Raw genomic sequence first — 25,961 nt, forward strand, 5'->3', positions numbered from 1 at the left:
CCATGTTTTCAGTAGGTATCACATCGGCGGCCTATATCGCGTCAGCCGTTCTGTTCATCCTGGCCCTTGGCGGCCTGAACAATCAGGAATCCGCCAAGCGGGCGGTCTGGTATGGCATCGCAGGCATGGCGATTGCGGTGGTGGCGACGGTCTTTGGACCAGGCGTTTACAACGTATTCCTGATCCTGATCGCCATCGCGGCGGGCGGCTTTGCGGGCTACTATGTGGCTGGCAAGGTGCAGATGACCGAAATGCCGCAACTGGTTGCGGCGCTGCATTCCTTTGTGGGTCTTGCAGCGGTGTTCATCGGCCTGAATGCCGACATCATGTTGCACGCCGTCCAGCAGATGCAGGCGGCAGCGATGGGCGTGCCGACGATTGCGGACGGCCACACCGTCGCGATCCCCGCAGGCACAGAGCTGACAGGCTTTGGTGAAAAGCTGTGGCACAAGGACGCGGTGGAAATCGCGATCCTGAAGGTCGAGGTTTTCCTTGGTATCTTTATCGGTGCGGTGACGTTCACCGGCTCTATCGTGGCCTTTGGCAAGCTGGCCGGCAAGGTCGACGGCAAGCCGAAAAAGCTGATGCTGCCAAGCGAAGGCAATGCGATCCCCTTCATCTCTGGCCACTATCTAAATGCTGCGGCGCTGATTGTGTCGGTGCTGCTAGGCATCATGTTTGCGCAGGGTGCTGGCATCTGGACGATGGTGCTGGTGACGCTGATCGCAGGCTTTATCGGCTGGCATCTGATCATGGGCATCGGCGGTGCGGATATGCCGGTCGTGGTGTCGATGCTGAACAGCTATTCCGGCTGGGCGGCGGCGGCGATCGGTTTCACGCTGGGCAATGACCTGCTGATCGTGACCGGCGCGCTGGTCGGCTCTTCGGGCGCGATCCTGTCGTATATCATGTGCAAGGCGATGAACCGGTCCTTTGTGTCGGTGATCCTGGGCGGCTTTGGCGGCACCACCGGCCCCGCGATGGAAGTCGAAGGCGAGCAGGTCGCCATCGATGCGGACGGTGTGGCAACGGCACTGAACGAAGCCGACAGCGTCATCATCATTCCCGGTTACGGCATGGCCGTGGCACAGGCGCAGCAGGCCGTCAGCCAGCTGGTGACCAAGCTGCGGGCGCAGGGCAAGGATGTGCGCTTTGCGATCCACCCGGTTGCAGGTCGTTTGCCCGGCCACATGAACGTGCTGCTGGCAGAGGCGAAGGTGCCCTATGACATCGTCATGGAAATGGACGAGATCAACGACGATTTCCCCACCACCGACGTGGCCATCGTCATCGGGTCTAATGACATCGTAAACCCCGCCGCGCAGGACGATCCCAACAGCCCTATTGCCGGTATGCCGGTGCTGGAAGTCTGGAAGGCCAAGCAGGTGTTCGTGTCCAAGCGCGGGCAGGGCACCGGTTATTCGGGCATCGAAAATCCGCTGTTCTTTAAGGACAATACCCGGATGTTCTACGGCGATGCGAAAAAGTCGCTGGAAGAGCTGCTGCCAAAGATCGACTGATCAGGCCACGGAACTGCCGATGTTTCGGCGGCTTCATCAATGCCCGCAGCCTAATCGCTGCGGGCATTTTGCGTCAGTCAAAGGTATAAGCCAGGCGCAGACCGCCCCAATGCTTGCCTTGCACGGTAATGGGCGCAGAGACATCCTTCATCATCACGAATTGCCCGCCCCCCATGTCGCGGCGATAGACCTGCAGCAGAAACGGCGCGGTGCTGCGTCCTGATTTCAAGCCCACCCGATCGTCAAATATGCGCCGGTTGCGGCAATGCGCCCCGTTCCAGACCGGATCCGAAGAGGGAGGCTGGGAAAACTTTGCGTTATGGGTCGGCAGATAGCCGTGTTGATCAATGGCGGCGCAGAAAACGACGCGGCGATCAAGCTGTAGTGCCGGCTCCTGCACCGCCGGCAGCGTCCTGTCGGTAAAGGCGGTAAAGCGGGTGCAGAATTGCTGTGGATTGGTGCCGGGCAAGGGGGTGTAGTCGCAATCAAACAAATCGCGCAGGGATATGCGGCCCGTGGCAATCGCCTCTTCCCAGATTGCGGTGATACGCTTGGCGGCGGTCTGCACAAAATCGATAAAGGGCGTATCGATAGAGGTGCCGCCGATCAGTGCAGCGGCCTGCACGATTGCCTCGCTGCGCGCAATCAGGGCGGTGCTGCGGTTGGTGGCTTGCGTGACGCCGTCGCCCGTTTCGCCGGCCAGTCTGGACAGGCGGTGAAAGGCGGGGACGAAGTCCTTGGTCGCCGCATCGACCTGGGCGGCTTGGGCCGCGATCTGGCCGGACTGTTCCGTTGTGGCGCGGATCGAACTTGCGATATCCATCAGCGCGTTGTCGGTCGCCGTGGCGGCGGCAATCACGGCGCGGGCGTCCGTGGCCATGTTCTGCGATTCGCTGTGCAGGGTTTCGAAGGTTTGCGTCAGGTGTTTCGTCTGCTGTGTGACAGTATCCGCGGCGGCCGTGGTTTTATGCGACAGTGCCTTGATCGCATCCGCCACCACGGCAAAACCGCGTCCGGCGTCGCCGGCGCGTGCCGCCTCTATCCGCGCATTGATAGCCAGAATGTTCACATGCACTGCAATATCGGCAATCTGCGTATTCGCCGCTGCGACAGCCTCCAGCGAATCGCGCACCTGCGCGATGCGGTCCTCGAAATCGGTGACCCAGCGCGACACACCTTTCGAAGTTTCGGCAGAGGCCCGCAGGGTCGCGACAGAGGCATCGACACCGTCAAGGCTGGCTTTGGCCGATGTGGTCAAAAGCGCTGTTGTCCGGCCCATGGTGTCACAGGTCTGGTTCAGCGATGCCAATGCAGTCTGGCTGTCGGCCAGCATTTGCAGTTGTTCGCCCGCGGTCTGGTGAAGATCGTCCAGAAAAGCTGCGATATTTACGATTTCCGATCCCAGTCCGGAAATCAGGCGGTTCAGTCGGTGGTTGTCAGCGCCGCCGCCATCCGGATCGACCGGTCCCGCTGGCAGCGGGCTAGGGTGTGCGGTCATAGGCAGGGTCCGTCTTGCTGGGTGCGATTGCGCCAACAGCTAGGGGAAATTCGTTTTGAACCGGTAAACAGAGCCGCCCTTGCCCTTATCCAGAAACCGCCGCGTCGCGCCATGTGCCGGGGGCCAACCCGTCCAGGGTCCAGTCGCCGATCTGCCAGCGCACAAGGCGCAGCGTCGGATGCCCCACATGTGCGGTCATGCGGCGGACCTGCCGGTTGCGGCCTTCGGTGATAGTCAGTTCCAGCCAGCAATCGGGCACGGATTTGCGAAACCGCACCGGAGGATTGCGTGGCCACAAATCCGGGGTGTCGATGCGCCGCACCTTTGCGGGCCGGGTCGGTCCGTCCTTTAGCGTCACGCCGCCGCGCAGAGCCGATAGCGCCGCGTCATCGGGGATACCTTCAACCTGCACCAGATAGGTTTTCGCCGCCTTGTAGCGCGGATCGCTGATGCGGGCCTGCAGCGCGCCGTCGTCGGTCAGCAACAGCAGCCCTTCGCTGTCGCGGTCCAGGCGGCCTGCAGGGTAAACCCTTGGCACATCGATAAATTGTGACAGGGTCGGGCGCGGGGACGGGCTGCGCGCATCGGTAAATTGCGACAGCACATCGAAGGGTTTGTTCAGCAGGATCAGGCGTGTCATAGCCGGGGTGTAGCGCGGTGCGGGGCGCGGTGCAAAATTAAATGCACGCAGGGCAAAATACCCACTTGATCGACAGGTCGCTTTGCCTCACATGCGCCTTTATAGACGCCAACGCACGCGCCTCTGACCTGCAGTTTTGCAATGTTCACGCAGCGACGGTAACGTCTCCCTTGGAACTGAGCGGTCTCGGAACGGTTGATACCTTCCAATGGCCGGGTCTACTGGAGATGACCATGATTGCATCAACTGCTGGCGCTGCGGCGCCTGTTCGTGTCGCCACCCCCAAACTGGACGCTTATGTCGCCGGGCGCGATTTCGACAAACCGACCCTGATCATCGACTGCGACCGCGTCGAAGAACAGTACAACGCGCTGAAGGCCGGCCTTGGTCATGCGGACATCCACTACGCCGTCAAGGCGAACCCGGCCAAGCCGGTGCTGGAACGCCTGGTCACGCTGGGCTCGCATTTCGACGCGGCCTCTAAGGGCGAGATCGAGATGTGCATCGCCGCTGGCGCGCATCCCGATACGATTTCCTATGGCAACACGATCAAGCGGGCCTCTGACATTGCCTGGGCGCATGGCGCTGGCATCACCCTGTTTGCCGCCGACGCCGAGGAAGAGCTGGACAAGATCGCCGAACACGCCCCCGGCGCGTCGGTCTATATCCGCCTGATCGTCGAGACGTCAGAGGCCGACTGGCCCCTGACCCGCAAGTTCGGCTGCGATGCTGGCCTTGCCCTGGTGCTGCTGGACTACGCCAAAGAGGTTGGTCTGACACCTGTCGGCTTCTCTTTCCATGTCGGATCGCAGACCCGCCGGGCCGAAATGTGGGCCCCCACGCTGGACCAGATGAGCGAGATCTGGAAAGCGGCCAAGGACGCGGGCCACGAGCTGACCTTGCTGAACATCGGCGGTGGCTTTCCTGCCTTCTACGGCGAGGCGATCGACACGCCGACGGTCTATGCGTCCCGCGTCATCGCATTGGTCAATGAAAAGTTCGGCCATATTCCCCGCATCATGGCAGAGCCGGGCCGCGGCATGGTCGCCGAAGCAGGTGTGATCGCCTGCGAAGTCATGCTGGTCAGCCGCAAATCCGACCGCGATGTGCATCGCTGGGTTTATCTGTCGATCGGCCGCTTTTCCGGTCTGGCCGAAACCGAAGGCGAGGCGATCCGCTATCAGTTCGAAACCGACCGTGACGGCGATGCGGTCGGCCCGTGCATCATGGCGGGTCCGTCCTGCGACAGCGCGGACGTACTGTATGAAAAGCGCCCGATGAACCTGCCGCTGACGCTGAAATCCGGCGACCGGGTGCTGATCCGCAACACCGGGGCCTATACCTCGACCTATTCGTCGGTCTGCTTCAACGGCTTCCCGCCACTTGATGTGGTTGTGATCTAAGCACTTTTTCGAAATTATCGGCACGGCTGGCGGCGCACTGTATACCACGGTGCGCCGCTAAGCATTTGTGGATGCAAGGTTTTTTGTTTTGCCCGGCGGCAAAGGCGTCTAGGTTCGGGGCAAACCGGACCGAAAGCGACCCTTATGCCCCAGATCGAAGACCACCCTTTGCGCTATGCCATGGCGAACGAGCTGCACGCGCGGCCCTTTCCCGTAGTGCAAGCCCCGGCGCGGGCGGCCTACCTGGCTGTCAAACCGGCGCAGAATGCGGCCGGACGGGACAGGGACGCGGACCGGGCGCATCTGATCGCGCTGCTGGACCGTTTTGGCGCGGCACATCCCCAGCCGGGGGCGACGCATTATTCGGGGCAGATCGGCAAGCATCTGCTGAAGTGGGAAAGCCATACGGAATTTGTGACCTTTACCGTCTTTGTGGACGGGGTCGCGGACCGGCCCTATGACGCCGCATCCTTTACCGTGTTTCCCGAAGACTGGCTGCAGCAGGCGCCGGGGGTGCGCATCACCTCTGCCCTGATCCGGATCGAGGCGCTGGCCGACGACGTGGTCATCACGCAAAAGGTGGACGACTGGTTCGTGCCGGAAAGCCTAGCCATCAGCCGCGTGCTGGACGGAGAGTTGGTGATCGCATCGGATTTCCGTATCGATACCGGCGGGCACATGCGCTTTGCCATTTTTGCCCGGCCAGAGGCCGGCGCCCGCCGCACCGGCCGCGTGGTGCAGCGCCTGTGCGAGATCGAGACTTATAAAGCGATGTCGATGCTGGGTTTGTCCCGCGCCCGCGATCTGGCCCCGCAGATGAGCGCGATTGACGACCGGCTGACCGCCTTGCTGGCGGAAATGTGCGGCCCCGTGGGCGAACCTGCGGCGCTGCTGCACAGCCTGCTGACCGTATCGGCAGAGCTGGAAAATATCGTCGCGCAGTCTGCCTTTCGCTTTGGCGCGACTGGGGCTTACGAGACGATTGTGAACCAGCGTATCACCGTCCTGCGCGAGGCGCGTTTTGCCGGGCGGCAAACCTTTGGCGAATTTATGATGCGCCGCTTTGATCCGGCGATGCGGACGGTGAAATCCACCGAAGCGCGGCTGAAGGCGATGTCGGACCGCGCCTTGCGGGCGGGGGATTTGCTGCGCACGCGGGTGGATGTAGAGCGATCAGCCCAGAACCGCGATCTGCTGGAAAGCATGGACCGGCGGTCGGACCTGCAACTGCGCCTGCAGCGCACGGTCGAAGGGCTGTCCGTGGTTGCGATCAGCTATTACGCGGTCAGTCTGGCAATGTATGTTCTAGGGCCGCTCGAATACCAGCTGGGCATTTCCAAGACGGTCATGGCCTCGCTTGTGACGCCTGTCGTTCTGACCGGCGTCTGGCTAATGCTGCAGCGCCTGAAAAAGCATCTGGAGTAGGCGCTGGCCCTCAGGCTTTTCGCGGTGAAAAGCCTGAAGGCGATATGTTATAGCCCGCGGATGCGGGGGTCGAGCGCGTCGCGCAGACCGTCGCCGATATAGTTCACCGCCAACACGGTCAGCGAGATGGCCATACCCGGCAGCACCACGCGTTCGGGAAAGGCGGTCATGCGCGGCACGCTATCGGCTAGGATCTTACCCCATGTCGGGAAATCCGGCGGAAAGCCAAGGCCAAGGAACGACAGCGCGCTTTCGGTGATGATCGCGGTGGCAAGGCCAAGGGTCGCGCTGACCATGATCGGTGACAGCACGTTAGGCAGCAGGTGCCGCGTGATGATGCGCCGGCTAGGCGTGCCGATGCTACGGGCGGCAAGGACGTATTCGCGTTCTTTCAGCGCCAGCACATCGCCGCGCACGATGCGGGCGGTATGCATCCAACTGGTAATGCCGATGCCTGCAACGATCAGAATAAAGATACCTTCCTCTGGTCCGAAGGCGCTGCGAAGCGGGTCGCGGAACAGCAGCATCATCACCAGCAGCAGTGGCAGCAGGGGCAGGGCAAGGAACAGGTCGGTCAGGCGCATCAGCAGACCGTCAAGGCGATTGAAATAGCCTGCCAGCACGCCGACGAAAGTGCCGATCAGGATGGCAAGGATCATCGCGGCGGCCCCGACGGCAAGGCTGATCCGTCCGCCCTGCATGATCTGCGCCATCAAATCGCGACCAAGGTTATCAGTGCCAAAGGGGTGGGCCCAAGATACCTTCTCTGCGCCCCACAGGGCGTTGATGATCGGGCGCAGGTCCTTGTTGCGGATATCCAGCGCGGCAGGGTCCAGTTTCCAGACCAACGGGCCTGCCAGCGTAAATGCGATGATGACCACCAGAAAGAACAGCGACGCCATGGCGCCCTTGTGGGTGCGGAACTGGTCCCAGACGTCAAGCCACTGGCTACGGGCCTTGACCGCGGTGACAGGGGCGGTGGGATCGCCGGCCACCAGCAGGTTGTCGGCATCGGCGTGGGGGTCACGATCAGTCATAGCGGATCCTTGGGTCGAACACGCCATAAAGGACGTCGGCAATCAGGTTGAACATCACGATCAGGATCGCAAAGAGAAAGGTCAGGGTCATCACCATCGGAATGTCATTGCCCTGCAGGGCGATAATCAGCAACTGGCCAAGGCCGTTCACCTTGAAAATCTGTTCTGTGATGATGGCACCGCCAAAAATGGCGGGGATGCCAAGGGCGATGACGGTGATGACGGGGATCATGGAATTGCGCAGCACATGGCGCATGACCACGACCGATTCCTTCATCCCCTTGGCGCGGGCGGTGCGCACATAATCTTGGCCCAAGTTATCCAGCATAGATGCCCGCATGTAGCGGCTGACCTGCGCCGTGGTTTGCAGCGCCAGCACCATGACGGGCATGATCATCTGCAGCAACTGCACCTTGAAGCTGGCCCAGTCGTTCACGACATGGGTGGTGTCATAGATCGACGGCAGCCAACCAAGTGTGACCGAGAAGATTACGATCAACAGCACGCCGGAAAAGAACGGCGGCACGGAAAAGCCGATCATCGACACGAATGTGCCAACCTGATCGAACACCGAATACTGGCGGTAGGCACTGATGATGCCGATGGGCAGGGCAATCAGAACGCCGACCACATATGACATGCCGACAACCCACAGGGTCTGGGGCATCCGCTGTGCGATGGTGTCGAACACGGGGCTGCGCGACTGAAAGCTGATGATGCGCTGCGCGCCATCTGCGAAATTGGTGCCAAAGGCGCTATCGAACCAATACTGCGGCTCGACGATGAAAAACTGCTTTAGCCACAGCGGGAAGCGGACCCACCAGGGCTCTCCCAGTCCCAAGGCAAGGCGCATCTTTTCTTTGACTTCGGGCGGGATTGTCAGGGGCATGTTCGCCATGGGATCGCCGGGGGCGAGTTCCAGCAGCATGAAGATCACGAAAGCGATGAACAAAAGCGTCGGGATCGAGATCAGCAGCCTGCGAAGGGTGTAGGTCAGCATTGCGTTGGGGCGCCTTGGGTCAGGGCTTTGCGGGCAAAGCGGCAGACAAAAAACGGCGGGGCGGGGGATGATCCCCGCCCGCGCCGGACGGAAGACTTATTCCTTGATGCGATACCAGTCAGCTGCGTTCCACAGCTCTGAATCCCATGTGTTCAGCAGCACGCCGCCAAGGCTGTTGGCGTGGGCAGATACACGGCCACGGTCAACCAGCGGGACGATGGTCATCGACTCTTTGGTGATCATGTCGTTCAGCTTTTTGGCGATGGTTGTCCGCTCTTCGAGATCGGCGGTCGCGTTCAGCTCTGCCACCAGTTCGTCATATGCGGGATCGCAATAACGGTTGATGTTCTCGCCCTGCCAGCCGGTGTCGGGGCGCGGTGCCTTTTCACAGGTGTAGGACGCCAGATAGGACGCAGGATCGGTGCCGTCGAAGTTGTTGGCGTACATTTCCACGTCGGCATAGAACTTCTGGAAGGTATCGGGCGAACCCGGATCACCGCCAAAGAAGACCGAACCGTCGATGTTGCGCAGCTCGACGCTCGTGCCGATCTGTTCCCACCAATCCTTGATCAGCGCTTGGAAGTCCTGACGCACCGCGTTGGTGGAGGTCTGGAACAGGATGTTCATCTCCACGCCGTCCTTGTCGCGGATACCGTTGCCGTTCGTGTCGGTCCAGCCGGCTTCGTCCAGCAGCGCCTTGGCACCTTCGATATCCTGCACAAGGCAGTCGGTGTTGTCGGATGCGAACATGGCCGGGGCAGGGACCAGGTTACAGGTCGCACGGCCCGCATCGCCATAGCCGACTTCAACCAGCAGGTCGCGGTCGATGGCCATGGACAGGGCGCGGCGGACTTTCTCGTCCGACAGGAACGGGTGCGGGTGTGCGGCGGTTGCACGCTCGCCCTCGGGCAGGCTGGATGACGGATCGGTCATGTTCATCTCGATCCGCTCGACCAAGGTGCCGAATGCGGACACGGGCGTGCCAACGCCGCCTTCAGCCATGGCAGTGATGACATCGGGTGCCAGCTGAAGGTTCCAAGCGTAGTCGAATTCGCCAGTCTGCAGCACAGCGCGGCCAGCGGCCTCTGCGTCGCCGCCTCCTTTGAAGGTGACGGTCTGGAAGGCCGGCTTCATCGGGTCACGGTAGTTGGGGTTGGCTTCCAGCTGGATCACATCGTTGGTGCGGAAATCCGTCACAACGAAGGGACCGGTGCCGATGGGCATGAAGTTGGCGTCGGTACATTCCGGCGCGCGGGTGCCAGTGCATTCGGCAAACTGGGCGGCCTGAATGATCGGCGACTGGTTACCCATGAAGGGACCATATGGGTTCGGGGTCGGGGCAGAGAAGTTCACCTTGACCGTCAGATCGTCGATGACTTCGACGGACTCAACGCCTTCGAACTTGGCCAGCTGCGCGCAGCCGCCTTCGGGGTCCATGCAGTAATCAGCAGTGAACTTGACGTCGGCAGAGGTGACGGGCGTGCCGTCGGACCACAGCAGGCCTTCGGTCAGCTTCCACGTGATCGAAGTCAGGTCTTCGGCCACGCCGCCGTTGGCGACGGTGGGGATTTCGTCGACCAGCCAGGCCACAGGCGCGCCGGTTTCGTCATAGCGGCCAAGGGGTTCGGTGACCAGCGACGCGGCCTCGATGTCCTTGGTGCCGCCCGACAGATAGGCGTTCATGATGGATGGCGCTTGCCAATAGATGATGCCAAGCGCGCCGTCACGGCCCCGCTCGCCTTCGTGGGCGTCTGCAATAGCCATCTGGCCAAAGGCCATGGTGGCGGCAGCGCCCATAAGCATTGTTTTCATTTTCATCAGGTAACTCTCCCTTGTTGATGATCAGATGTGGCCAGCGGTTTTCTCCGCCGTGCCGGTTGTCTCGAACAGGTGGCAGGCCACAAAACGGCCCGGCGTCACCTCTTGATAGGTGGGTTCTATGTCTTTGCAGACCGGCATGACGGCCGGGCAGCGGGTGCAGAAATTGCAGCCCTTGGGCGGGTTGGCCGGTGACGGCACATCGCCCTGTAGTACGATCCGTTCGCGAGTCTGCGCGATGGACGGATCGGGTTCGGGCACGGCGGACAGCAGCGCCTTGGTGTAAGGGTGCAACGGGTCGTCATACAGCTCTGCGCGCGGGGCCAGTTCGACCACCTTGCCCAAATACATGACCGCGATGCGCGTCGCGATATGGCGCACCATCGACAGATCGTGACTGATAAACAAATAGGTCAGGCCGTATTGTTCCTGCAAGTCTTCCAGCAGGTTCACGACCTGCGCCTGAATGGACACATCAAGCGCGGCAATTGGTTCGTCGCAAACGATGAACTTGGGGTTCAGCGCCAAAGCCCGGGCGATGCCAATGCGCTGGCGCTGGCCACCGGAAAAGGCATGAGGGTAGCGTTTGGCAAAGCGGCGGTTCAGGCCGACAGCGTCCATCAGCTCTGCGACCTTGGCTTCCTTTTCAGCGGCCGACAGGGATGTGTGCTCGTCCAGCGGCTCGCGGATAATCGCCTCGACCGTCATGCGCGGGTTCAAGGATGCCTGCGGGTCCTGAAATACCATCTGCATGGTGGGCCGCTTGGTGCGCAGGTCTGACTGCGACATCTGGCCAATCTCGGTGCCGTCGATCGTCACCTCGCCGCCGGTGATGTCATACAGGCGCAGGATCGCGCGCCCGCAGGTGGATTTGCCGCAACCGGATTCCCCCACAAGGCCCAGCGTTTCGCCCTGTTTGACGTCAAAGCTGACGCCGTCCACGGCCTTGACCGCGCCGGTCTGGCGGCGCAGCAGGCCGGAATAGATTGGAAAGTGCATCTTGAGGTCGCGCACGCGCACCAAAGGCGTTTCGGTAGAATCAAGCATCGCTTGCCCCTTTCGCCACAAAACAGGCCGCATCGTGACCGCCGCCCAGATCATAGCGAGGCGGGTTTTCCTGCGCGCAGCGTGCAATCGCCACATCGCAGCGGTCGCGGAACGGGCAGGCGGCGGGCGCATCGCCCAGAATCGGCGGCTGGCCCTGAATGACCGTCAGGCGCCGGGCACGCGCGCCACTAATTTTCGGAATCGTGGTCAGCAAGGCGCGGGTATAGGGGTGCTGCGGATTGCGGAAAAGTTCCTGCACCGGCGCATGTTCGACAACCTGTCCGCCATACATAACAAGCACGCGGTCAGCGATGCCGGCAATAACGCCAAGGTCGTGGGTGATCCAGATCACCGCCATCCCCAGCTTGTCGCGCAATTCCTTCATCAATTCGATGATCTGCGCCTGAATGGTCACATCAAGGGCGGTCGTCGGCTCGTCCGCGATCAGCACCTTAGGATCGCAGGCCAGCGCAATCGCGATCATCACACGCTGGCGCATCCCGCCGGAAAACTGGTGCGGATAATCGTCCAGCCGCTGCGCCGCGCCGGGGATGCCGACCAGTTCCAGCAGTTCCTGCGCCCGGGCGCGGGCGGCCTTTTTGTTCAGACCCATGTGGGATCGCAGCGGCTCCATGATCTGATAACCGACAGTGAACACGGGGTTCAGGGACGTCATCGGGTCTTGGAAGACGAAACCGATGCGCCCGCCGCGCACAGCGCGCAGCTGGTCCGGCGTAACCTGCAGCAGATCCTGACCTTCAAACGTGACCGTGCCACCGCGCACATCGGCGGGCGGGCTGGGCAGCAGACCCAGCAAGGACATCATGGTCACAGACTTGCCAGAGCCGCTTTCGCCCACAACGCCAAGAAGCTCTCCGGCGCGCAGGTTAAAGCTCACATCATTGACGGCATGCACTTCGCCGCCGCGCACTTTGAAAACGGTCTTCAGACCCCGCACATCCAGCACGGGATCAGCCGACCCCGGCCGTAGCGCCCCATCGGGCATAAGCGAACCTCCCCGGTTCATTTTTAAGCAATCGCCTGTCTTTAGTGCAGGTCGTCTGCCTTTAACGGTATCACGGTTAGCTTTACCCGCAAGTGGAAAGGTATTTACCATGCGGTCAACAATCATCTCGCTGAAATATTTAGCATTTGCAAAGGTTTTGCGCGAAAGATCGGCAAGGTTGGTCGCAGGGTGCCTTGACCTTTGGGATTCGGCGGGCAGGGTGGGCGCATTCATATTTCCGCCGCCAAAGGACCGCGCATATGACCGCCAATGACAGCCCGCGCGCATTGCTGGACAAGCTTGTCAGCTTTCCCACAGTCAGCCGCGACAGCAATCTGGATCTGATCGACTGGGCGCAGGATTACCTGACGGGAATCGGTGCAAAGGTTGTGCGCGTCCCCAGCCCCTGCGGGAATAAGGCCGCGCTTTACGCCCATATCGGCCCGTTGATTCCCGGCGCTGTGGTTTTGTCGGGGCATACGGATGTGGTGCCCGTCGACGGTCAGGACTGGACGACGGACCCCTTCACGGTCGTCGAAAAGGACGGCAAGCTGTTCGGCCGCGGTTGTTGCGACATGAAGGGATTCGACGCATTGGCGCTTTGGGCGATGGGCCACGCCGCACGCCAGGGCATCAGCCGCCCGCTGCAAATCGCACTCAGCTATGACGAGGAAATCGGCTGCACCGGCGCGCCGGTGATGATCGACCACATGGTCGCCCACGATTTGCCCCGCGGCGATACGGTGCTGGTGGGCGAGCCGTCGATGATGCAGGTCGTCACCGGCCACAAGGGCGGCATCGGCCTGTCCGTGCATGTGCGCGGATTCGAGGTGCACTCGTCCAAGATCACCGAAGGCGTCAGCGCTGTGATGCAGGCCGCGCGGCTGATCGACTGGGCCAACCAGATCAACGCACAGCAAATGGCAAAGACACCCGCGCCCATGGCCGCCGCCTTTGACCCGCCCTTTACCAGCGTGCATGTCGGCACCATTCAGGGCGGTACCGCCCACAACATTACTGCCAAGGACTGCCACTTTGACCTGAGCTTTCGCACCGTTCCGGGCGAAGACGTCGCCACGTGGCGCGATCTGTTCATGGCAAAGGTCGCCGAAATCGAGGCGGAGATGCAGGCGATCCATCCCGAAACCGGGATCGACGTGGTGCAAAGCTTTGGCCTGCCGGGTCTTGCGCCGGAAAACATGGGCAAAGCCGAAGAGCTGGCCCGCCGCCTGACCGGTGACAACGGCACCCATGTCGTCAGCTATGGCACCGAAGCGGGCCAATTTCAGGAACGCGGCTTTTCCGCCTGCGTCGTGGGGCCGGGCGATATTGCGCAGGCGCATCAGCCCGATGAATTCATCACGGTGGATCAGTTCACCGCAGGGCAGGACTTCATGCGCGCTCTGGTCGCTGATCTGAAGTGACCTTTCCCATCACCATGACCACCCCGGCGCAATTTACGGGGCCGCAGCCCGTACAGGCGGATGCCGTCGTCATCGGCGGCGGCATCATCGGCGTTATGACCGCGTGGGAACTGGCGCGGGCCGGGCAAAGCGTTGTGCTGCTGGAAAAGGGGCGCATCGCCGGCGAACAATCCAGCCGCAACTGGGGCTGGATCCGCGCGCAGGGCCGCGATCTGGACGAGCTTCCGATTATGCAAGAGGCGCAGCGCATGTGGCCGGACCTTGCCGCCGAGGTGGGCGATATTGGTCTGCGCCAGACAGGCACGCTTTATCTGGCCGAAGACGAGGCGCAAATGGCCGCCTTTGCCGCATGGCAACGGGCCGCTGCCCCGCATCGCCCCGGCGCGATGATGTTGACAGGCCAGCGTCTGGCAGAAGCTCTGCCGGGGGCCAAGCGCGCTTATGCGGGCGCACTGTGGACCCGCACCGACATGAAGGCAGAGCCATGGCTTGCTGTGCCGAAATTCGCCGCTGCCGCCCGCAAGGCCGGCGTGCAGATCGTCGAAGGCTGCGCCGTGCGCGGACTTGATCTGGTGGGCGGGCGCGTGGCGGGGGTTGTGACGGAACAGGGGCTAGTGCGCACAAAAGCCGTGGTGCTGGCGGGCGGGTCGTGGTCATCGCTGTTCCTGCGCCGTCACGGTGTGAATATCCCGCAACTGTCCGTGCGCGCCACCGTCGCCGCGACGACGCGGATGGGCGATGTGAACCTTGGCGGCGCGGTCGACAGGCGGCTGGCATGGCGCAAGCGCGCCGATGGCGGCTATACCCTTGCGCCCGCCGGCTTTCATGAACTCTTCGTCGGGCCGGATGCCTTTCGTGCCCTGCGCAACTTTGCGGGCCTGCTGTGGCAGGATCCGCTTGGCACCAGACTGCTGCCGGCCGCGCCCGGCGGCTATCCCGACGCATGGCGCACCCCGCGCCAGTGGGGCGACGGCGATGTCAGCCCGTTTGAACGTTGCCGCATCCTTGATCCATCCCCCAACACGGGCCGCGTGAAAAAGATGGCCCGCGATTTTGCCGATACCTTTCCCGGACTGGGCCAGGTCACAATCGCCCAAAGCTGGGCCGGCATGATCGACACGCTGCCCGACATCGTGCCCGTGGTGGACCATGTTGACCAGATCCCGGGCCTGACTCTTTGCACGGGGATGTGCGGTCACGGCTTCGGCATCGGCCCCGCCTTTGGTCGCATCACCGCGCGGCTGGCGCTGGGGCAGGCACCGGGATTTGATCTGCACCGCTTCCGCCTGTCCCGCTTTACCGACGGATCAAAATTGATCGCGGGCCCGAACCTTTGACCCTGCGCCGCCAGCACGGCGGTGCCCCGACGATACCTAGACTGGAGAGCTTGAATGCCTGTTAAGAACCGCTTTGCCGAACTGCTGCCCGATATCACTGCAATCCGCCGCGATCTGCACGAACACCCCGAAATCCTGTTTGAAACCCACCGCACCGCCAAGGTGGTCGCTGACCACCTGACCGCCATCGGCTGCGACGAGGTCGTCACCGGCATCGGCCGCACCGGTGTCGTTGGCGTGATCAAGGGCAAGTCAGATACCAAGGGCCGCACCATCGGACTGCGTGCCGATATGGACGCGCTGCCAATCCTAGAGGCAACGGGTCTGCCCTATGCCAGCAAAACCCCCGGCGCGATGCATGCCTGCGGCCACGATGGCCATACGGCCATGCTGATGGGGGCTGCACAATACCTGGCGGAAACCCGCAATTTCGACGGCACAGTCGTCGTGATCTTTCAACCCGCCGAAGAAGGCGGCGGCGGCGGCAAGGAAATGTGCGATGACGGCATGATGGACCGCTGGTCCATCGACGAAGTCTACGGTATGCACAACTGGCCCGGCATGCCGCTGGGTGCCTTCGGCATCCGTACAGGCGCGTTTTTCGCCGCGACCGATCAGTTTGAAATCACTGTAGAGGGAAAGGGCGGCCACGCGGCCAAGCCGCATGAGACGATCGACAGCACGCTGATCGCATCCCATGTCGTCGTCGCCCTGCAGTCCATCGCTTCCCGCAACGCCGATCCGACCGATCAGGTTGTCGTCTCCGTGACCAGCATCGAAAGCTCCTCCAAAGCCTTCAACGTGATCGCCCAGCGGGTCATGCTAAAGGGCACTGTGCGCACAATGTCCAAAGACATGCGCGCCCTTGCCGAAACCCGGCTCAAGGCCCTGGCGGAAGGCACCGCAAGCGCCTTTGGCGCAAAGGCCGATGTGAATTACATCAAAGGCTACCCCGTCATGGTTAACAGCCCAGAGCAGACAGAGTTCGCCGCCGATGTCGCCCGTAGCATATCCGGCGATTGCGCCGAAGCACCCTTAGTCATGGGCGGCGAGGATTTCGCCTTTATGCTTGAAGAACGCCCAGGGGCCTACATTCTGGTTGGCAACGGTGACGGTGCCAGCGTGCATCACCCCGAGTACAACTTCAACGACGACGTCATCCCGGCGGGCTGCAGCTGGTGGGCCGAAATTGTCGAAAAACGGATGCCCGCTGCCTAAACGATTTGCCCTGCGCTGCAGGGCAAGCCTCCGGCGGGGATATTTTTAAAACAGAGAGGGGGGGGCGGTCTTGCGTTAGCGGGTCCGCCCTTCTTCTGGTTGAAAATATCCTCGGGGGTCCGGGGGCAGACAGCCCCCGGTCTGCGGTATCAATCGGCGCTGTGGCTCAACAACTGGCGATAGATCGCAATTAGCGACTGGGCTTCGTCATTGATCCGAAAACCATCCTCGGCGCGGGGGCGGCAGGCGGCTTGCCAGCGGGTCAGCCGCGCGGGGTCTGACAGGATGTCATGCAATGCCGCAGTCAGCGCAGCCGCGTCATCGGTAGGGATGATTGTACCTGTCGTATCCTCTGCGATAATTTCAGCGAAAGCGCCTGTGCGGGTCGCGATGGTTGGCACGCCGCAGGCCATGGCTTCAAGCGGGGTCAGACCAAAGCCTTCGTGGCGTTGCGGCGCGACATAAAGGTCAAGGGCGGCATACCAGGGGGCGGTGGCGTCGGCGGGTACTTCGGGCAGGAAACGCAAGCGGTCTACTAGCTTGTGGCCCTGGACGCGGTCGCGAAGCGCCTGCAGGAACGGGGTGTCGCGCCCTACGGCGCGCCCCATAACCAGGCCGATGGCCGTTGGGTGGCGCGGCAGGGTTTCCAGCATGGCCTCTACAAAAATATCAGTGCCTTTGGAGGAACGGATACGGCCATAGCAGCCGATCAGCAGCGCATCCTGCGGCAGGCCCAAGCGCGCGCGCAGGGCGGCCTTGTCCGTGGTGGGGGCAAAGGTATCGGTGTCGATGCCATGGTGGATCACGGTGCTTGGCACCTTGAGGTAGGCTTGTGTCAGGGCAGAGGTCGCAAAAACGGCATCCATCCGCCCGATCAGCCAGCGCGTCAGGCCGGTGTGATGTCGCTGGGACGCAGAGGTGAACATCAGTTGCAGGTCTTTGCGCAGCAGGTGTTTCAGGCCAAGACCCGCGATCATTTCGATATTGCGCCGGGCATGCCAGACGCGGGGACCGCCGCCGGGGCCTTGGCGGGACATCGTCAGCAGGCGGCGCAGCGGGATTTGCGGCACGCTGGCAGGGAGCACCGGACCGGTCGCGGCAATGGCGATATCGCGGGCCTGCAGCGGCACAAGACGCAGCACCGTCGATGTCACACCGGACAGCCGCTTTTTCAGGTTCGGCGCAATGACGCTAATCGTATTCGGATCACGGATCATGCGGTGTCCTTTGCGGGCAGCAGGGCGGTCAATTCTGCTACGATATGGGCAAGGTCGCCCTTTTGCGCCATGGCGCAGGCGGCGGCATGGCCGGCCATATCGCGGCCGATTTGCGGATTGTCCAGCATGTCACGCAGGGTATCGGTCAGCCGGTCCGCTGTCAGGTCTGTCACGGCCCCCTGCGCCTGCGCCAGCATTTGCCAGTCGGCGGCGCAGTTGTTCAGATATGTCCCGGTCAGCAGGGCCGTACCCAGTGGGGCGGCTTCCCACGGGTTATGGCCGCCGTTAGGGGTCAGCGATCCACCGACAAAGGTCAGCGGCGCGGTGCGGTACCATAGCCCCATCTCTCCAAGCGTGTCGGCCAGATAGACTTGCGCGGTGGGGGTGTCCCCTGCGCTGCGGCGGGTCAGGGTCAGGCCGGCGTCCACGATCATCCGGGCGATACGGTCGGCGCGGTCGGGGTGGCGCGGGGCAAGGATCAGGCACAGGTCCGGCGATGCGTCCAGCAAGGCCTTGTGAACCTCCAGCAGCAGGGTTTCCTCGCCCGCATGGGTCGATGCGGCAAGCCAGCGGGGGCGGGTGCCAAGGGCGCTGTTCATCTGCGCAAGGGTGCCGGCGTCAGTGGATGGCGGCGCTGCGGCGGCCTTGAGGTTTGCACCGGTGCGGATGCGGCCGGGCGCAACGCCAAGGCTGCGTAGGCCTGTCGCGACCGCCTCTGTCTGGGCCACGATCAAGGCAAGCCGCCCCAACAGCCAGCCGGCTGATGCGCCCAGTTTTTGCCAACGCGCCAGCGCGCGGGGTGACAGGCGGGCATTCAGTAGCACAACCGGGCAGGGGGCGGTGGCGATCATCTGAGGCCAGATTTCGGATTCCATCAGCACCAGCAGATCGGGCTGCCAATGGGCATTGAACCGGCGTAGGGCGGCGGCGCTGTCCAAGGGGGCGAACTGGTGAATGCACCCCTGTGGCAGGCGCTGAGCCAAGATTTGCGCGCTGGTGGCGGTGCCTGATGTCACAAGGATTGTCGGCGCGTCCGGCTGGTCCAGCAGGGCTGCAATCACCGGCAGGGCAGAGAGGCTTTCGCCAACAGAGGCACCGTGAAACCAGATCAGCCGCCCGGCGGGGCGCGGCAGCGTGGCATGGCCGAGCCGTTCGCGGGTGCGGGCGGGGGCGGTGCCGTGAGCAATCAGGCGGCCCCTGATACGGCGAAACAGCAACGGCGCTGCGACATTCGCAACCCGCCCGTAGACGCGCAAGGCCAAGGGCGGGCGTGTCATGTCAGCCGCCGGTATGGCTCATGTGGCGGCTGACCTGGCCGTCGACCGTCTGGCGTGAATAATCAAAATCATGGCCCTTGGGTTTAAGCGCAATCGCGGCGCGGATCGCGTCTTCGAGGACGGCATCGGATTCGGATGACCGCAGCGGGCCGCGCAGGTCAGAGTGCCCCTCTTGCCCCAGACAGGTATAGATTTCGCCAGTGCAGGTGATGCGGACGCGGTTGCAGGATTCGCAGAAATTGTGGGTCATTGGCGTGATGAAGCCGATCTTTTGACCGGTTTGTTCCAGCCGCACATAGCGGGCAGGACCGCCGGAATTGTCGGGCAGGTCGGTCACGGTATAGCGGCTGGCCAGCTGCGCGCGCAGGTCTTTGAGGGACCAGAACTGGCCGATGCGATCCTCGTTACCGATATCGCCCATGGGCATCACTTCGATAAAGGTCATGTCGATGTCGCGGGACGCGGCCCATGTCGTCATGGTGAACAGCTCGTCCTCGTTGAAGTCCTTCAGCGCGACGGCGTTGATCTTGACGCGCAGACCGGCGGCCTGGGCCGCGTCGATACCGCGCATCACCTGCGGCAGACGGCCCCAGCGGGTGACGCGGGCAAACTTCGCCTCGTCCAGCGTATCGAGCGAGACATTCACCCGGCGCACGCCCGCGGCGTATAGGTCCGTCGCAAAGCGTTCCAGCTGGCTGCCGTTGGTCGTCAGCGTCAATTCTTTTAGCGCACCGCTGTCCAGATGCCGCGACATGGACCGGAAAAAGGTCATGATTTCGCGGCGCACCAAAGGCTCTCCTCCGGTAATGCGCAGCTTTTCCACGCCAAGCCGGACAAAGGCGGAGCACATGCGGTCCAGCTCCTCTAGTGTCAGCAGTTCCTTTTTGGGCAGAAAGGTCATGTTTTCTGACATGCAATAGACGCAGCGAAAATCGCAGCGGTCCGTCACAGAGACGCGCAGATAACGGATCGCGCGGGCGAAAGGGTCTATCAATGGTGCATTCATAAACTTGAACCTAGGGCTGCGCGCATCTCTGCGCAAGGCGCAGGCGGGGACTTGTCAGTTTTGTGCACGGGTCATAGCGTAACGCCATGAGAATCCTGTTATTGATCCCCGCCTTCGCCCTGTCCGCCTGTGAGGCGATGATGGACCCAGCCGCAGCCACGGCCCCCGCCGCCGTGCCAACCGCGGCGGTCGCGGCACCTGCGCCCACGCTTGACCCCACACCGCCGCCCCGCCCGCCCGCCGCCGCGCGCACCGTCGATCAGTTCGACACGACCACGGCTGAAGACAAGGCCGAGGCGCTGGCGGTAAAGGTCGATGCGCCCGTGTCCGCACTGGGCACCACGCAGGCGACGCTTGGGCCACCCGCAGAGCCGGGCATCTGGCTGAAGACGCCATTGGTGGACGCCTTGACGATGGGGCGGGTGTCCTACAACGGCAAGGACGCCAATGTGGAACTGCGCCCCTCTGGCGGGGCCGCAGGGTCCGGCAGCCAGATTTCGCTGGCGGCGATGCGGCTGCTGGATATTCCGTTGACCGACATCGCAGAGGTGACAGTTTACGCGCAATAGGGGGCTGGCGGGCCCCGCCCGCCACCCTTTTCGGGGCTTTGCCCCGGACCCCAGGATATTTTTGACCAGAAGAAGTTTGGACCGGGCTGCGGTCGCTTGCAGGTCAGGTGCCAACCGGCCGGGCAAAGCCGGCCGGTTTTTTCATTCCACCGTGACGGATTTTGCCAGATTGCGGGGTTGGTCCACATCCGTGCCTTTGGCGATCGCGGTGTGATAGGCCAGCAGTTGCGCCGGGATGGCGTAAAGGATGGGCGCGAGGAAGTCGGGCACATCGGGCAGGATCAGGGTTTTCCAGACGCCTTCTGACGCGGTGCGCGCACCTTCGGCGTCGGTGATCAGCAGCACCTTGCCGCCGCGGGCCATGACCTCTTGCATGTTGGACACGGTTTTATCGAAAAGCGCGTCGGTCGGGGCCATGACGATGACCGGCACGGCAGGGTCGACCAGTGCGATGGGGCCGTGTTTCAGCTCGCCCGAGGCATAGGCTTCGGCGTGGATGTAGCTGATTTCCTTCAGCTTCAGCGCGCCTTCATGGGCGAGGGGATACATTGCGCCGCGGCCCAAAAACAGGATGTCGCGGGCCTCTGACAGTTCTTGCGCAAGGGCCTGCGTCGCCCCTTCGATATTCAGCGCGGCGTTCATGATGCCGGGCAGCTGGCGCAGGTCGGTAAGGCGCTGGGCAAGGGTGGCCTCGTCCATTTCGCCCCGGTCGGCGGCGGCTTTAAGCACGACCAGCGCAAGGGTGGTGAGCTGGCAGGTAAAGGCCTTGGTTGAGGCGACGCCGACTTCGATTCCGGCGAGGATGGGCAGGGCCAGATCGCTTTCGCGTGCGATAGAGGATTCGGGCACGTTCACGACCGACAGGATGCGGTCAGCCTTGCCCACCATATAGCGCAGGGCGGCCAAGGTGTCGGCGGTTTCGCCCGATTGGCTGACGAACAGCGCCACGGTCCCGCGGGTGACGGGCGGTTCGCGGTAGCGGAATTCGGAGGCGACGTCGATTTCGACGGGAATGCGGGCGATCTGTTCGAACCAGTATTTCGCCACCATACAGGCATAGAAGGCCGTGCCGCAGGCGACCAGCGTCAGACGTTCGACCTGGGCGAAGTCGATGCCAGGCTCTGGCAGGGTGACTTCGGTGCCGGCGGCGTTGATGTAATGGGCCAGCGCCCCTTGCAGCACGGTGGGCTGTTCGGCGATTTCCTTGGCCATGAAGTGCTTGTAGCCGGATTTGTCGACGGCGGCGGAGCCTGTTTCAGTCTTTTTGCGGGGGCGGCTGACTTGTTCGCCGGCGGCGTCGCGAATTTCAATGCTATGGCGCGTGACGATGGCCCAGTCGCCTTCGTCCAAATAGGTGATCGTGTCGGTCATCGGGGCCAGCGCGATGGCGTCGGAGCCGACGAAGTTTTCACCGTCCCCGTGACCGATGGCCAGCGGGCTGCCTTTGCGGGCGGCGATCAGCAGGTCGTCTTCGCCGTCGAACAAAAAGCACAGCGCATAGGCACCATGCAGTTGGGCGATGGTCGCGGCGGCCGCTTCGCGGGGGGATTTGCCCTGATCTAGATGGAATTGTGCCAGCAGGGCGACGGTTTCCGTGTCGGTGTCGGTTTCATAGCCGATGCCGTTGCCGGCAAGAAAGCTGCGCAATTCGCGAAAGTTTTCGATGATGCCGTTATGCACGACCGCAACGCGGCCCGCGCGGTGCGGGTGGGCGTTGGTGACGGATGGCACGCCGTGGGTGGCCCAGCGGGTGTGGCCAATGCCGGATTTCCCTGCAAGGGGGTCGTGCACCAGCAAATCCTGAAGGTTCACCAGCTTGCCGATGGCCCGGCGGCGGTCCAGCGCATTGTTGTGGATCGTCGCGATCCCCGCACTGTCATAGCCGCGGTATTCAAGGCGTTTCAGCGCATCCACCAGAATGGGGGCGGCTTCGTGGTTCGACAGGACTCCGACAATACCGCACATGGGGTCAGCCTTTCTTGCTGGCGGCCTTGAGGGCCTTGAGTTTATCCATCAGGCGCGCAGCGAGGCCTGCCTTGTTCACTTGGGGGGCGCGGCCAAGGGCCAGATCGCCTGCGGGCACGTCGCGCGTAATGACAGAACCGGAACCGGTCATCGCGCCGGCACCGACAGTGACCGGGGCGACCAGCATGGTAGAGGAGCCGATGAAGGCCCCCGCGCCGATCACGGTCTGATGCTTGAAGTAGCCGTCGTAATTGCAGGTCACGGTGCCCGCGCCGATATTGGCCCCCGCGCCGACCTGCGCATCGCCGATATAGGTGAGGTGGTTCACTTTGGCACCAGTGTCGATCAGGGCGTTTTTGATTTCGACGAAATTGCCGACCTTCGCGCCTTCGGCGAGTTCCGCGCCGGGGCGCAGGCGGGCGTAGGGGCCGACGACGGCGCCCTGGCTGACGTGGCAGCCTTCGAGGTGGGAAAAGGCGCGAATGACTGCGCCGGATTCGACTGTCACGCCGGGGGCGAAGACGACGTAGGGTTCGATCAACGCGTCGGCCCCGATATAGGTATCATGGGCAAAGATCACCGTATCGGGCGCGGGCATGGTGACGCCGTCGGCGATGGCAGTGCTCCGGGCGCGGCGCTGGTATTGCTGCTCTGCCGCGGCGAGCTCGGCGCGCGAATTGATGCCGAGCGTTTCGGATTCATCGCAGGTAACGACGCCAGCGGACAGGCCCCGCGCGCGGGCAAGGCCGACGATGTCGGTCAGATAGTATTCGCCGGATGCGTTGTCGTTGCCGACGGCCTCGATCAGGGAAAACAGCGTGTCTGCATCGGCGCAGATGACGCCGGAGTTGCACAGGGTAATCGCGCGGGTCGCCTCGTCTGCGTCTTTGTATTCGGTGATCGCGGCCAGCGTGTCGCCGTCCATCACAAGGCGGCCATAGCGGCCCGGATCGGCGGCATGAAAGCCCAGCACCACGACGTCATGTTTAGCGCGGGCGGTGATCATCGCATCCAGCGTGTCGGGGCTGATGAAGGGGGTATCGCCGTAAAGCACGACCGCATTGCCGGAAAAGCCGTCAAGTGCGGGGCGGGCCTGGGCCACAGCATGAGCGGTGCCGAGCTGTTCGGTCTGCTGCACGCAGGTGATACGGTCGTCAAAGGATTGCGCCGCGCGTGTCACCTGATCGCCGCCATGTCCGGTGACGACAACGGTGCGGTCCGGGTCTAGCGTGCCGCCTGACTGCAGCGCGTGGATCAGCAGGGGGGCACCGGCAAGGGGGTGAAGCACCTTGGGCAGGTCGGACTGCATCCGCGTGCCCTTGCCCGCTGCAAGGACGATTAATGCCGTGTTCATATGCCTGCCTTTATCATGCCGTCTTTGGCGTGGGTTGTATCCATTCCGCCTGCCGATACAAGGGAGGCGGGCGTCACGAAGGTTTACAGACCCGTAACAGTGGGCGCGAGGTGACACGAGGGATACACGACATGCGCACAGTGGTTTTTGATCTGGATGGCACCCTAGCCAATACAAGCGGCGATCTGATTGCCGCCGCCAACGCCTGTTTTCGCGATCTGGGGCTGGGTGACCAGCTGGATGCGACGCTGGATCAGAAAACCGCCGTGCGCGGGGCCAAGGCGATGCTGCGGCTGGGGCTGGAACGCGCCGGTGTGCCTGACGAGGATGTGGTAGACGCTCAGTATCAGCCGCTGCTGGACTATTACGGGCAGGCGATCAGCACCCATACCTATCTGTATGACGGCGCGATTGCGGCGATCAACGGGCTTGTGGACGCGGGTTACCGCGTGGCGATCTGCACCAACAAGCCAGAGGCGCTGGCGATTCAGTTGCTGACCGCACTGGGGGTGCTGGACCGGTTTCACGCCATGCTGGGGGCCGATACGCTGCCCGTGCGCAAGCCCGATCCGGAGCATCTGTTCGAAACCGTGCGCCGCGCGGGGGGCGATACCACCCGTTGTCTGCTGGTAGGCGATACCGAAACGGATTCGAAAACCGCCCGCGCCGCTGGCGTGCCATCCGTGCTGGTCACATTCGGCCCCGCAGGCGAGGATATGGCCGCTTTGATGCCGGACGCCCTGCTGGATCACTATGATGACCTAGGGGCGGTTGTGCGAAAGCTGATCGGCTAGGCCATTGACGCCGCGCCTGTCCGGCGCGAATGTCAGGCCCATGTTCAAGGTTCCTAACGGTTATTTCCCGCAGCGCGTCGCGCTGGCCGCTGGCGCGGTGGCCCGCCCCGTCGTGCCGGCGGCGACGCGGGCAGGCCGGTCCGCCCCTGATGCCGTGTCCCGGCCTGCGGGGCCGGCATGAGGCTGGCCGAAGTCGAAGCGGCGATCCGCGATGCGCTGGACCGCATCAATCGCCCTGATCCTGCCTATACCATCGACCGCCGCCCTCGAGGCGATGGTACACCCCATGTGGAAGGCGAGGGACCCTTCTTTGATCTTGTTGTCGATGATGACGGGATGGAGCGGTCGCGCGAGACGGTTGACGGGCATGAATTGCTGTTTCGGCTGCTGTGCCGGGAAATGCGGTTGCGGGCCATGGCGGAAGAGCGCCGCACCTGCACCGTGACGGCCCCTGGCTGGCTTGGTGCCCTGCGGCGCCTTTGGCCCGGCGCGCTGGACGGGCTGATCGGCAGCGATGATTATTCGCGCGGCACTTGGATCGACGGTCATATCCGCCTGATGGGTCATCTGCGCAGCGACTGGGGTGCCCGCGTGCATACCGAGAACGACACGATGCTGCGGCGGTATCCGCTGACCCGGGCCGAGCACGAAAATTTTCGCAGGCTTGATCTGCGGGCCTTCGGGGTGAAGTGATCGCCTTTGGGGCGGGGGATGCCTCCGGCGGGAGTTTAATTGGCCAGATGAACAGGGGGCGATTTTACGCAGGTTTGGCTGAAGCGCCGGGCAGCGTAGATCGGGCCGTGGTGACGGGGCTTTGAACGAGCGGGGTGCGGGCGGTTTCTTGCGGCTATTCGCTAGGGGTGTAGAGGGGCACGGTGCTGATCGACATCTTGGCCGAGCCTTGCGTCAACTCATTTGCATGGGCGAGGTAGATCAGGGTGTTGTTCGCTTCGTCGAAGATACGTTTGATCCGGATCGACTTGAGGATGATCGACTGGCGTTCACTGAACACGTTTTCGCCGTCCCTGCTGCGATCAATATCGCCCAGCACGATCGGGCCGGTCTGGCGGCAGGCGATGGAGGAGTTCGAGGGATCTTCAAACCAGTTACCATTGGACAGCCGGTCGATGATCGAGCGGTCAAAATAGGCCAGATGACAGGTGACGCCCTGCACCTTGGGGTCCGAGACGGCCTCTATCACGATATCATTGCCGACCCAGTCGACACCGACCTTTCCAACGACATCGGCGAGGGCGGGCTGCGTCAAAAGGGTGAGGGCGGTTGCGAGCGCGGGGATATGTTTCATGGGTCCAGATGTAGCCTGCGCGGCGAGTGATGCAAGGGTCTTGACCTGTGCGCCGGGCTTGGCCTAGAAATTGAACAAGTGTTCAATAAAGGATGCGGCG

The 25,961-nt window shown here is 62.7% G+C and carries 23 protein-coding genes; 10 read left to right on the forward strand and 13 right to left on the reverse strand.

Annotation, left to right across the window (positions count from 1 at the left end; all coding sequences use genetic code 11):
* Window positions 1–2 precede the first annotated feature (2 nt).
* Window positions 3–1,520, forward strand: a complete 1,518-nt coding sequence (locus SJY10_RS07615) for an NAD(P)(+) transhydrogenase (Re/Si-specific) subunit beta (protein ID WP_386681149.1) — start codon at window positions 3–5, stop codon at window positions 1,518–1,520.
* A 73-nt stretch (window positions 1,521–1,593) separates the two neighbouring features.
* Here SJY10_RS07615 and SJY10_RS07620 read toward each other — a convergent pair whose 3' ends face one another.
* Together SJY10_RS07620 and SJY10_RS07625 are read right to left on the reverse strand one after the other, a co-directional pair.
* Window positions 1,594–3,018: a methyl-accepting chemotaxis protein gene (locus tag SJY10_RS07620; RefSeq protein ID WP_386681151.1), complete on the reverse strand. Its 1,425-nt coding sequence runs from the start codon at window positions 3,016–3,018 to the stop codon at window positions 1,594–1,596.
* A gap of 85 nt (window positions 3,019–3,103) precedes the next feature.
* Window positions 3,104–3,658, reverse strand: a complete 555-nt coding sequence (locus tag SJY10_RS07625; protein WP_386681153.1) for a pseudouridine synthase — start codon at window positions 3,656–3,658, stop codon at window positions 3,104–3,106.
* Between the two features lie 227 nt (window positions 3,659–3,885).
* Between SJY10_RS07625 and SJY10_RS07630 the strand changes: the two genes are divergently transcribed.
* Window positions 3,886–5,061, forward strand: coding sequence for a type III PLP-dependent enzyme (locus tag SJY10_RS07630; RefSeq protein ID WP_386681155.1), 1,176 nt, complete (start codon window positions 3,886–3,888; stop codon window positions 5,059–5,061).
* Between the two features lie 144 nt (window positions 5,062–5,205).
* Window positions 5,206–6,486: a DUF3422 family protein gene (locus SJY10_RS07635; RefSeq protein ID WP_386681157.1), complete on the forward strand. Its 1,281-nt coding sequence runs from the start codon at window positions 5,206–5,208 to the stop codon at window positions 6,484–6,486.
* Window positions 6,487–6,533: 47 nt separating this feature from the next.
* On the opposite strand, the gene SJY10_RS07640 is transcribed toward SJY10_RS07635, so the two are convergent.
* From SJY10_RS07640 to SJY10_RS07660, 5 genes are all read right to left on the reverse strand, one after another.
* Window positions 6,534–7,523, reverse strand: coding sequence for an ABC transporter permease (locus SJY10_RS07640; protein WP_386681159.1), 990 nt, complete (start codon window positions 7,521–7,523; stop codon window positions 6,534–6,536).
* Entirely contained in the window at window positions 7,516–8,523 is a 1,008-nt protein-coding gene (locus SJY10_RS07645; RefSeq protein ID WP_386681161.1) for an ABC transporter permease, read from the reverse strand. Before SJY10_RS07645 ends, SJY10_RS07640 begins: the two co-directional genes overlap by 8 nt.
* Before the next feature lie 96 nt (window positions 8,524–8,619).
* The gene (locus tag SJY10_RS07650; protein WP_386681163.1) at window positions 8,620–10,341 is read right to left on the reverse strand and encodes a peptide ABC transporter substrate-binding protein; all 1,722 of its coding nucleotides are present in this window, start codon (window positions 10,339–10,341) and stop codon (window positions 8,620–8,622) included.
* Between the two features lie 24 nt (window positions 10,342–10,365).
* On the reverse strand, window positions 10,366–11,388 hold the full coding sequence (locus SJY10_RS07655) for an ABC transporter ATP-binding protein (protein ID WP_386681165.1): 1,023 nt from the start codon (window positions 11,386–11,388) through the stop codon (window positions 10,366–10,368).
* On the reverse strand, window positions 11,381–12,394 hold the full coding sequence (locus SJY10_RS07660; protein ID WP_386681167.1) for an ABC transporter ATP-binding protein: 1,014 nt from the start codon (window positions 12,392–12,394) through the stop codon (window positions 11,381–11,383). The genes SJY10_RS07655 and SJY10_RS07660 overlap by 8 nt, the downstream gene beginning before the upstream one ends.
* A gap of 260 nt (window positions 12,395–12,654) precedes the next feature.
* On the opposite strand from SJY10_RS07660, the gene argE reads away from it, so the two are divergent.
* The 3 genes from argE to SJY10_RS07675 are packed head-to-tail and all read left to right on the forward strand — an operon-like array spanning window position 12,655 to window position 16,373.
* Window positions 12,655–13,818 (forward strand): acetylornithine deacetylase, encoded by a 1,164-nt coding sequence (gene argE, locus SJY10_RS07665; RefSeq protein ID WP_386681168.1) that lies wholly within the window; start codon window positions 12,655–12,657, stop codon window positions 13,816–13,818.
* Window positions 13,815–15,155, forward strand: coding sequence for an NAD(P)/FAD-dependent oxidoreductase (locus SJY10_RS07670; protein WP_386681170.1), 1,341 nt, complete (start codon window positions 13,815–13,817; stop codon window positions 15,153–15,155). Before argE ends, SJY10_RS07670 begins: the two co-directional genes overlap by 4 nt.
* A 54-nt stretch (window positions 15,156–15,209) precedes the next feature.
* Window positions 15,210–16,373 carry a M20 aminoacylase family protein gene (locus SJY10_RS07675; RefSeq protein WP_386681172.1) on the forward strand — a complete coding sequence of 388 codons (1,164 nt, stop codon included), beginning with the start codon at window positions 15,210–15,212 and terminating at the stop codon, window positions 16,371–16,373.
* A 149-nt stretch (window positions 16,374–16,522) separates the two neighbouring features.
* Here the strand turns inward: SJY10_RS07675 and SJY10_RS07680 are convergent, their stop codons facing one another.
* The 3 genes from SJY10_RS07680 to moaA are packed head-to-tail and all read right to left on the reverse strand — an operon-like array spanning window position 16,523 to window position 19,873.
* Window positions 16,523–17,590 (reverse strand): glycosyltransferase family 4 protein, encoded by a 1,068-nt coding sequence (locus SJY10_RS07680; RefSeq protein ID WP_386681174.1) that lies wholly within the window; start codon window positions 17,588–17,590, stop codon window positions 16,523–16,525.
* Window positions 17,587–18,867 carry a 3-deoxy-D-manno-octulosonic acid transferase gene (locus SJY10_RS07685; protein ID WP_386681176.1) on the reverse strand — a complete coding sequence of 427 codons (1,281 nt, stop codon included), beginning with the start codon at window positions 18,865–18,867 and terminating at the stop codon, window positions 17,587–17,589. Before SJY10_RS07685 ends, SJY10_RS07680 begins: the two co-directional genes overlap by 4 nt.
* Before the next feature lies 1 nt (window position 18,868).
* Entirely contained in the window at window positions 18,869–19,873 is a 1,005-nt protein-coding gene (gene moaA / locus SJY10_RS07690; protein WP_386681178.1) for a GTP 3',8-cyclase MoaA, read from the reverse strand.
* 86 nt (window positions 19,874–19,959) lie between these two features.
* On the opposite strand from moaA, the gene SJY10_RS07695 reads away from it, so the two are divergent.
* A complete protein-coding gene (locus SJY10_RS07695) occupies window positions 19,960–20,442 on the forward strand; it encodes a D-galactarate dehydratase (RefSeq protein ID WP_386681180.1) in 483 nt (160 codons plus the stop codon).
* A gap of 141 nt (window positions 20,443–20,583) precedes the next feature.
* Here SJY10_RS07695 and glmS read toward each other — a convergent pair whose 3' ends face one another.
* Together glmS and glmU are read right to left on the reverse strand one after the other, a co-directional pair.
* Window positions 20,584–22,407, reverse strand: a complete 1,824-nt coding sequence (gene glmS, locus SJY10_RS07700) for a glutamine--fructose-6-phosphate transaminase (isomerizing) (protein WP_386681182.1) — start codon at window positions 22,405–22,407, stop codon at window positions 20,584–20,586.
* Between the two features lie 4 nt (window positions 22,408–22,411).
* A complete protein-coding gene (gene glmU / locus SJY10_RS07705; RefSeq protein ID WP_386681184.1) occupies window positions 22,412–23,761 on the reverse strand; it encodes a bifunctional UDP-N-acetylglucosamine diphosphorylase/glucosamine-1-phosphate N-acetyltransferase GlmU in 1,350 nt (449 codons plus the stop codon).
* Window positions 23,762–23,892: 131 nt separating this feature from the next.
* Between glmU and SJY10_RS07710 the strand changes: the two genes are divergently transcribed.
* Genes SJY10_RS07710 through SJY10_RS07720 form a run of 3 tightly spaced genes read left to right on the forward strand, consistent with a single transcriptional unit; the run spans window position 23,893 to window position 25,248 of the window.
* Entirely contained in the window at window positions 23,893–24,555 is a 663-nt protein-coding gene (locus SJY10_RS07710) for an HAD-IA family hydrolase (protein WP_386681186.1), read from the forward strand.
* Between the two features lie 40 nt (window positions 24,556–24,595).
* Window positions 24,596–24,736, forward strand: a complete 141-nt coding sequence (locus SJY10_RS07715; RefSeq protein WP_386681188.1) for a hypothetical protein — start codon at window positions 24,596–24,598, stop codon at window positions 24,734–24,736.
* A complete protein-coding gene (locus SJY10_RS07720; RefSeq protein WP_386681190.1) occupies window positions 24,733–25,248 on the forward strand; it encodes a hypothetical protein in 516 nt (171 codons plus the stop codon). Before SJY10_RS07715 ends, SJY10_RS07720 begins: the two co-directional genes overlap by 4 nt.
* A gap of 154 nt (window positions 25,249–25,402) precedes the next feature.
* On the opposite strand, the gene SJY10_RS07725 is transcribed toward SJY10_RS07720, so the two are convergent.
* Window positions 25,403–25,861 (reverse strand): CreA family protein, encoded by a 459-nt coding sequence (locus SJY10_RS07725; protein WP_386681192.1) that lies wholly within the window; start codon window positions 25,859–25,861, stop codon window positions 25,403–25,405.
* Between the last annotated feature and the right edge of the window lie 100 nt (window positions 25,862–25,961).

Source organism: Loktanella sp. R86503, from assembly GCF_042466455.1.
GTDB lineage: Bacteria > Pseudomonadota > Alphaproteobacteria > Rhodobacterales > Rhodobacteraceae > Loktanella.